Here is a 6,473-nt window from a genome sequence, read left to right as displayed (position 1 = left end):
CACCCAGGGGCTGGGAGGCACCGGCTCCCCCGCCCGGAAACCCCAGGGGGTGGGTCCCCCCCCCCCGCCCCGGGGCCGGGCGCGGGGGTTCGTACGGACCGGGGCCAGGCGGGGGCCCGTACGCTCCGGGCCCGGTGTCAGCCCAGGGCCTGCGTCAGGTCCGCGAGCAGGTCGTCGGCGTTCTCGATGCCGACGGACAGGCGCACCAGGTCGCCGGGCACCTCCAGCAGCGAGCCGGCCACCGAGGCGTGCGTCATGCGGCCCGGGTGCTCGATCAGGGACTCGACGCCGCCGAGGGACTCGCCGAGCGTGAACAGCTTCGCCCGGTTGCAGACCTCGACCGCCGCCTCCTCGCCGCCGGTCACCCGGAAGGAGACCATGCCGCCGAAGTTGCGCATCTGCTTGGCCGCGACCTCGTGGCCCGGGTGGTCCGCCAGACCCGGGTAGAGGACCCGGTGCACCTTCGGGTGGCGGGTGAGCAGTTCGGCGACCTTCGCGGCGTTCTCGGCGTGCCGGTCCATGCGCACGGCCAGCGTCTTGATGCCGCGCAGCACGATCCACGAGTCGAACGGTCCGGCCACCGCGCCCATCGCGTTCTGGTGGTAGGCGAGTTCCTCGCCGAGGGCCGCGTCCGCCGTGACCAGCGCGCCGCCGACCACGTCGGAGTGGCCGCCCATGTACTTCGTCAGCGAGTGCACGACGACGTCCGCGCCCAGCGCCAGCGGCTGCTGGAGGTACGGAGAGGCGAAGGTGTTGTCGACGACGAGCTTCGCGCCGGCCGTCCGCGCGATGTCCGCGACGACGGCGATGTCGGTGATGCCGAGCAGCGGGTTGGAGGGCGTCTCCACCCAGACCGCCTTCGTCTTCGGGGTGATCGCGGCCCGCACCGACTCCGGGTCCGAGGTGTCCGCCACCGACCACTCGACGCCCCAGCGGGAGACGACCTTCGCGAACAGGCGGAACGTACCGCCGTAGGCGTCGTTCGGGATGACCACGTGGTCGCCCGGCGCGAGCAGCGCGCGCAGCAGGCAGTCCTCCGCCGCGAGCCCGGACGCGAAGGCCAGGCCGCGCACGCCGCCCTCCAGCGCCGCGAGGTTCTCCTCCAGCGCGGTACGGGTCGGGTTCGCGCTGCGGCTGTACTCGTAGCCGCCGCGCAGGCCGCCCACGCCGTCCTGCTTGTACGTGGAGACCTGGTAGATCGGGGGCACGACCGCGCCGGTCAGCGGGTCGGCGGTGTTCCCCGCGTGGATGGCGCGGGTCTCGAAGCTCTGGTGCTCGTGGCTGTCGTGGCTCATGGGCAGAGCCTAAGGCCCCTGCGGCGGTACGCCACTGCGTGTGCGGTGCCCGCCGTCGAATCCGCAACGCGCCGTCGGCGCGGGTCGCACCGTGTGAGTCGCGCATTGGCCTCGGCACGGGTGGGTCTGGTTCGCTTGAGGACATGGAGATTCTGTGGTTCCTGATCGCGATGGGCCTGCTCGTGGCCGTCCTCAGCCCGTACATACGGCGCAGGAGGGCCGGGCTGCGCCTCGTCGAACCCGGCAGCCCCGACGCGGCGGACCCGGCCGCCTACGGCTTCGCCCGGCAGGAAGACCTCGACGTGCGGGTCCCCGGCCCGGACGAGGACCTGATGGACGCCCTCACCGCGGTGCAGGGCACCGGGCAGTGGCAGGCCGCCTCGCAGCTGCTGGCCGGCACCCCCAAGGAGGGCGAGCTGCGCTGGCAGCGCGTCCAGGCCTTCGGCGGGGCCGCCGCCCTGGAGCTGGCCGCACAGCCCGGCACGGGCGCCCAGTGGCTCAAGTCGTGGCGGCTCCAGGCCGAGAAGGACGCGGGCGGCGCCCAGGTCCACGCCGAGCTGCTCGTGCAGCAGGCCTGGCGGCACTCCGGCGGCGTCGGCTCGGAGGACCACCGGATCATCCTGGAAGAGGCCCGCGAGGCCTGCCGCAAGGCCGCCCTGCTCTCCCCCGGCGACCCCGTGCCGTACCTGACCGAGCTGGCGGTCGCCCGGGGGCTGGGCTACCCGGAGAGCGAGTTCGACCGGCTGTGGGCGCAGGTCATCGACCGCGCCCCGCACCACATGGGCGCGCACCTGGCAGCCCTGCAGTACTGGTGCGAGAAGTGGCACGGCTCGCGCGAGAAGGCCGACGCCTTCGCCCACGCGGCGGCCGCCCGCGCCCCCAAGGGCTCCCTGCTCGCCGCACTGCCGCTGTTCGCCGTGTACGAGCACACGCCCGAGGTGGTCCTGACCAACTACTGGGAGAGCGCCGTCGTCACGCGGGCGGTGGAGGGCGCCCTGTACGCCGTCCACCACGCCCGCCCGGACGACCCGGTGCTGCCGCTCGTCCGGCACATGCTGCTGTCCTTCCTCGTCCCGATGGAGCGGTGGGCCGAAGCCATGGAGCAGGTGCGGCACATCGACGGCTGCGTCGGCGCCCTCCCCTGGTCGGCCTCGCAGGACCCGGCCGCGCAGTACGCGGTCTACCGCGCGCTGGCGGTCGCCGGGTACGAGGCCAACGGGGGGTCGCCGGCGACTCTGCCGCACTGAGGTCGGCGCGGTGAGGGCGGGGCGGGGGCGGTTCGGCGGCTGTACGGGGCGCGTCGTGTGAGGGGACGTTCCGGGTGAAAGCGTGCGGGGCGGGGGCGGGAGGTTGCCGTGGGCGCGGGGCAGGCCGCATGATCCCCTGCAAGGCCGACCGGCCGGCTTGCGGCCGGCCCGCCACCGACCAGGGCGCGGCCTGAGTCCGACCACCACGTCCCCCACCGGCAGACCGCGCGGCCGACCACCGTGCGCGGCCGGCGGGGCGTCTGTACCGCACGTCCCCGGGGGGATCTGTTCTCCATGCCTGTGTCGCCGCGTGCTCCGCGCGCCTTCCTTTCGGGCGCAGGCCTCCGCCTGCTGCGCACCGGCCCCGGCGGGCCGTCCGGGGTGTCGGGCCGCAGCGCCCGGGGCGTACGGCGGCGGGGGCCGGGGGTGCGGCCGTGAGCGGGCGTACCGCCCGGGGGCTGCTGCCGGTCGTGCTCGGCGTGCTCCGTGTGCGCTCGGCCCGGAAGCCGGCCGTGCTCTCCGGGGCCGGGGCCGCCGATGCGGAGGAGCAGGCTCGTGCCGCGCGGGCGGCCGCGGTCACCGGGCTCGGATTCGTCCCCGAGGGGGACCTCGACACCCTGCACGACCAGCCCGTCACCGCCGACGAGGCCGCGTGCCTGGACGCCGTCGGCTCCGGGGAGTGGGAGGCGGCCGCCGACTGGGTCGCGGCCGCCGGGCGGGACTGGGAGGAGCGGCGGCGGCGCGTCGGCGTCCTCGCCGGGCCGGCCGCGGACGGCGGCATGTGGCTCGCCGCGTGGCAGGCGGACCGTCCCGGCGACGCCACGGCGGCCCTCGTCGCCGCGGACGCCGCCGTGCGGGCCGCGTGGAACGTGCGCGGCGCCCGCAGCAGCGGGCCCCGGACCGCGCAGGAGCAGTTCCGGCTGTTCCGGGAGCTGCTGCTGGCGGCGCAGCGCGCCGCGCACGCCGCGCAGGAGGCCGCCGACCCCGCCGACCCCGTCCCGTACGTCGTCGAACAGGGCGTCGGTACCGGTCTGGGATATCCGCACGAGCGGTACGAGGAGCTGTGGGGGCGGATCACCGCGCGGGCGCCCCGGCTGCTGTGCGCGCACACCGCCGCCGTCGAGTACTGGACGGCCCGTTGGCGCGGCTCGCACGAGCTGGCGCTCGGGTTCGCCCGCCGCGCGGCCGACGGCGGGCGGCCCGGGGAGCTGTTCGCCCTGCTGCCGCTGATCGCGCACTTCGAGAACGAGTCCCGGGAGCAGGGCCTCCAGGCGGAGGACTACTACAAGCGGCCCGAAGTCGTCGCGGCCGCCGACGCCGCCCTCACGGACCTGGCCGCGGCCGCGCCCGGCGACCGGCGTACGGCGGCCCTGCGGCACATGCTCGCGTGGACGCTGTTCTGGCAGGACCGGGACGCGGAGGCGGTCGAGCAGTTCCGCGCCGTCGACGGGTACGTCGGGGCGCTGCCGTGGACGCGCCACGCCCGGCCCGAGCGGCGGTACGCGTACGCCCGCGACTGGGCGGTCCGCGTCGCCGCCCCGCGCGGGTAGCGGGCGGGAATCCTGGGCCGCCCCCGCCCGTTGAACAGGCATCCAAGGAGGCGATCCATGTTCTCGTACCGGCGCACCCCCGAGCTGCCCACCGCCGAGGAGGCCCTCGCCGGCCGCCCCGAGCCCCTCTTCGCCCTGCCGCCCGTGCACACGGTCCTCGGCAACCCCCTCGCGGGCCCCTACCCCGCCCACCTGGAGACGGCGGACTTCGGGCTGGGCTGCTTCTGGGGCGCGGAGCGGAAGTTCTGGCAGGTCCCCGGCGTGTGGACCACCCTCGTCGGCTACCAGGGCGGCCACACGCAGAACCCGACGTACGAGGAGGTGTGCTCGGGCCTGACCGGCCACGCGGAGGTCGTGCGGGTGGTGTTCGACCCGTCGGCCGTCTCGTACGGGACGCTGCTGAAGGTGTTCTGGGAGGCCCACGACCCCACGCAGGGCTTCCGCCAGGGCAACGACGTGGGCACCCAGTACCGCTCGGCGGTCTACACGCACTCCCCCGCCCAGCAGGCCGCGGCCGAGGCCTCGCGGGACGCCTACCAGCAGGTGCTGGCCTCCTCCGGGTACGGCCCGATCACGACGGCGGTCCTCCCGGCGGACGAGCGTCCCTTCTGGCCTGCAGAGGCATATCACCAGCAGTATTTGGACCGCAACACCAACGGCTACTGCGGCATCGGCGGGACGGGCGTGGCCTGCCCGATCGGCGTCGCCGAGGCGCCGGGGAATGAGTGAACCCCGGCCAGCGACCGTGCCGTCCAGTGGGAGTTCCCCGATCTCCTTCCGCACCTACAGAAGCGACCGGGGGATGTTCCCGCAAGACGAACGAAGGGGCACCAGCCGGATGGCTGTGCCCCTTTCCGTTTCAGCTCGCTGTCAGTCGCGCCACTTCGGCACCAGAAGGTCAGGGTTGAAGGGACGTCGGCCTCCGCCGCCTACCGGCAGGACGATCACCGAATGCAGTACCTCCCTGATCAGGGCGCGCTTCTGCGCCAGGTCCAGCCTGCCGGAGTTCCAGCGCTCGCGTACGTCGCCGGTGACCTCGGCTGCACGCTGCTGGTTGAGGAGATGGCGTGTCCGGTCCGCACGTAGTTCCTTGACCCGGGATTCCATCCTCTGATTCTCAGGAAAGAACAGCTCATCCGAGATCTGGTCCCCCTGCCAGGCCTGGAGCAGCTTGCGCTGCTTCCGCGTCAAGCGCTCCAGCTCCTCTTCCCCTGCCCACCCCCCGTCCACATGCGCCGTCCTGGCTGCCCGTTCCTCCAGCTTCGCCAGCACTGCTTCCGTGATGAAGTCGTCAGTCTTGGCGCCATTGCGGCCCGTGCCACCGCAACCCCCCATTTCCTTGCTGGGACACTGGTACAAGTAGCCGCCGGAGAGATCCGGTCGCATGGCCGCGCGGAGGGGCGAGTTGCAGATCTGGCCGTCCGCACCCGGCTTTCCGCATCGGAGGATGCCGGTCAGCAGGTACGAGGGGGTTCGGTAGTCCGTGACCGTTCCGTCAGACTTGACGTTCGGACCGACGCGGGCCGAGAAGACGGCGTCGACGGCCATCCACTCCTTCGGGGTGATGATCGGCTCCCAGCGGCCCACGACCGGCACACCGTTGGCATCACGGACCAGTTCGCCGTTGTGCTTCCGCCACCCGCACAGCCGCGGGTTCCACAGCGCGAGCTTGAGGGAGCGGCTCGCCCACTCCTTGTCGTTGATCGTGCGGACGCCGGCCTCCCGCCACTCTCGGAGGATCGAGTGCATGGACCTGCCCGCGATCACCTCACGGGCGCCCTTCGCCAGCCACGCCGCTTCCTCAGGCTCCAGCGTGAGCTTGTCGTCCTTCCAGCCGAACGGACGCTTGCCGCCCACCGGGATGCCCAGCTCGGCACGGGCACGATGCGAGCGGCGCGCACGCCGCTGCATCTTGCGCACCTCCATCTTGGAGATGACGACGCCGAAGAGGCCCATGGACTCCACGTCCTCGCTGTAGAGGTTCTTCGACCCGCTGGCGTCGGCGTACAGCCGTCCTTCCTCGTACGTGAGCGCGTCCACGAACCGCTCGTAGTCTCCGGCCCTGCGCGTGAGCCGGTCATCCGCGACGACGATGACGCCGCGTACGGCCTGCCCGTCCGGCAGGTGACCCGCCTTGAGCGCCTTCACCATGGCCTCGAAGTCCGGCCGCACCACGCCCGCCTTCGCCGCCGACAGATCGTTGTCGGTGTAGCGGTGCACGATCGTCCAGCCGAGACGGGCCGCCGTCTCCCCGTTGATCTTGTGCTGGTCCTCGACGCCATGGCCGTCCCTGGCCGTATCGGCGGAGATACGCGCGTACGAGACAACCGGAATCACTCGTGTCGCTTCGCTCACTTCCCACCCCTTTACGAAGAGTCATC

5 protein-coding genes are annotated in these 6,473 nt (G+C 73.2%); 3 read left to right on the top strand and 2 right to left on the bottom strand.

The window, feature by feature from the left end; translation table 11 throughout:
• Positions 1–137: 137 nt before the first annotated feature.
• Positions 138–1,295, bottom strand: coding sequence for a cystathionine gamma-synthase (locus ACZ462_RS00855; RefSeq protein ID WP_467809925.1), 1,158 nt, complete (start codon positions 1,293–1,295; stop codon positions 138–140).
• A 143-nt stretch (positions 1,296–1,438) separates the two neighbouring features.
• Here ACZ462_RS00855 and ACZ462_RS00850 point away from each other — a divergent pair, with 143 nt between their 5' ends.
• The 3 genes from ACZ462_RS00850 to msrA all read left to right on the top strand — a co-directional run bounded on the left by ACZ462_RS00850 (position 1,439) and on the right by msrA (position 4,821).
• Positions 1,439–2,542 (top strand): hypothetical protein, encoded by a 1,104-nt coding sequence (locus tag ACZ462_RS00850; protein WP_467809926.1) that lies wholly within the window; start codon positions 1,439–1,441, stop codon positions 2,540–2,542.
• A 434-nt stretch (positions 2,543–2,976) separates the two neighbouring features.
• Positions 2,977–4,092, top strand: a complete 1,116-nt coding sequence (locus ACZ462_RS00845) for a hypothetical protein (protein WP_467809928.1) — start codon at positions 2,977–2,979, stop codon at positions 4,090–4,092.
• Between the two features lie 57 nt (positions 4,093–4,149).
• On the top strand, positions 4,150–4,821 hold the full coding sequence (gene msrA / locus ACZ462_RS00840; protein WP_467809929.1) for a peptide-methionine (S)-S-oxide reductase MsrA: 672 nt from the start codon (positions 4,150–4,152) through the stop codon (positions 4,819–4,821).
• Between the two features lie 141 nt (positions 4,822–4,962).
• Here the strand turns inward: msrA and ACZ462_RS00835 are convergent, their stop codons facing one another.
• Positions 4,963–6,447, bottom strand: a complete 1,485-nt coding sequence (locus ACZ462_RS00835) for a recombinase family protein (protein ID WP_467809930.1) — start codon at positions 6,445–6,447, stop codon at positions 4,963–4,965.
• Positions 6,448–6,473: the final 26 nt, after the last annotated feature.

The organism is Streptomyces sp. NPDC031121 (genome assembly GCF_055570615.1).
Note: the sequence above shows the minus strand (reverse complement) of the source record. Positions and strands in the feature narration are given on the sequence as shown.